Source organism: Actinomadura sp. BRA 177 (genome assembly GCF_013372625.1).
In the GTDB taxonomy this organism is placed as follows: domain Bacteria; phylum Actinomycetota; class Actinomycetes; order Streptosporangiales; family Streptosporangiaceae; genus Spirillospora.
On record NZ_JABXFD010000411.1, the window covers coordinates 1 to 1,865 of the forward strand.

General features: G+C 59.3%; 2 protein-coding genes. Both read left to right on the forward strand.

All coding sequences use genetic code 11. The features are described 5' to 3' along the window. Window positions 1-839, forward strand: an 839-nt coding sequence (locus tag HUX53_RS43135; RefSeq protein WP_303623180.1) for an ATPase domain-containing protein, incomplete at its 5' end; no start/stop codon positions are given. A 10-nt stretch (window positions 840-849) separates the two neighbouring features. Next, window positions 850-1,865, forward strand: a 1,016-nt coding sequence (locus HUX53_RS43140; protein ID WP_176405648.1) for a HAMP domain-containing sensor histidine kinase, incomplete at its 3' end; no start/stop codon positions are given.

The window sequence follows — 1,865 nt, forward strand, 5'->3', positions numbered from 1 at the left end:
ACAGGTACCTGTCCGACCAGGCGCCCTGGAACCTCAAGGCCGACCCCGACCGCGCCAAGTCGATCCTGCACACCGCGCTCCAGGCCGTCGACGACGCCCAGACGCTGCTCACGCCGTCCCTGCCGCCCCCGCCGCGGCAGGTCGACGAGATGCTCGGCGGCGGCTTGCCCCTTGGCTACTCCCTACTGGTGGCCGGCCCATCGGGTTCGGGCAAAAGCATTCTCGCTGCGACGTTCCTCGCCGAGGGCGCTCGCAATGGCGAGACCGGGGTGATAGCGGTATTTGAACAGCGCCCCAATCGCTCTCAGAACGCCATCCTCGCGGGGTTGATTCAGGACGGTAAGGTCGGTTTGGTCGATAGCCGTGCGCCGGACTTGTCCATCGATGAAATCGTCCAGTTGCTGTTGAGCGAGATCACAAGGCTGAACGCCACCCGCGTGGTGATCGACTCGTTGTCAGGCTTCGAACTGGCGCTTGCCCCGACCTTTCGCGAAGACTTCCGTGAGTCGTTGTCGCGCATGGTTACTGCCCTCACCAGCGCGGGGGTGAGTGTGTTGATGACGTCCGAGCTGGAGGACCGCTACACCGATCTGCGCTTCAGTCCCTATGGCACGGCATTTCTCACCGACGCAATTATCGTCCAGCGCTATATTGAAGTGGAGAGCCGTTTGCTGCGGATCATGGCGGTGGTCAAGGTGCGGGCTAGCGCTCACTCCGACGAACTGCGGCTGTACCGCATCGACGATGACGGCGTGCAGATCGGAGACAGGTTGCCGGATAAAGAAGGGTTGCTAGGGGGACGACCTACCCAACAGCGTACGGTCACATTTCAAGGATGAGTGAAATATCATGAGTGAGGCTGACGGCAAGAATAAGCAAGCGATAGCCACCGCAGCACGCGAGCTGTTCCTTCTCGGCCAGAAAACAGTCGCAGCGCGTGCGGTGCTCGCATCGGTGCACAAGGAGCTTAATCAAGCCCATAGCCAACTCCTCGATAATTTGCAGGTCGAGCAACTGATTGAAGCCAACCAGCAGTTGGTGCTCGCCATTCTTTCGGCGCAGTCGGAGGCTGAAAATCCGAAAATCGCTCAGGCCGAGCAGCAAATGTACCTTGAGATGCGCGAGGCCAATGAGCAATTGGTCATAGCCGCGCTTAGTGCACAAGACCTGCAGGTTGCGGCGGAGGATGCGCTGAAGCAGCAACGCAACTTCCTCAACCTGGTGGCCCACGAACTGCGAAACCCTCTCACGCCCATTAGTCTGATTGCTGGCAGGTTGGTACGAGTGCCGAGCGAAGAGTTGCCGCGCATGCAGATGCTGATAGAGGGGCAGGTGAAGCAGATGTCGCGGCTGGTTGAAGACTTGCTCGACATTGCCCGCGCCAGCACGGGCAAGTTTCATCTTGATTGCCAGCGTGTCGATCTGGCTCAGATCATCCATGAGGCAATAGAAACCTGCACCCCGGTGATGGTCGCTCACCACTTACATTTCAGCGCGCAATTGCCAGAGCGTGCGTTGATGGTCTATGGCGATTCGGCACGCCTCACTCAAATTCTCGGCAATCTTCTAGGCAACGCAGCCAAGTACACGCCGGTGGATGGCGCAGTCACCTTTACGGTCACCGCCGACGCCGATCAACTTCACATTCGAATCTGCGATACCGGTATCGGTATAACGGCCGACGCGCTACCGTTCATCTTTGACCCCTTCGTGCAGGATGTTCACGCGGTTGGTTTCAATGGCGCAGGCCTGGGCATTGGTCTGACGGTCGTGCGTGAGTTGATCGCAGCCCACGGCGGCACAGTGTCCGGTACAAGCCAGGGGGCCGGGAAGGGAAGCGAGTTTACGGTAACGTTGCCCTTGAT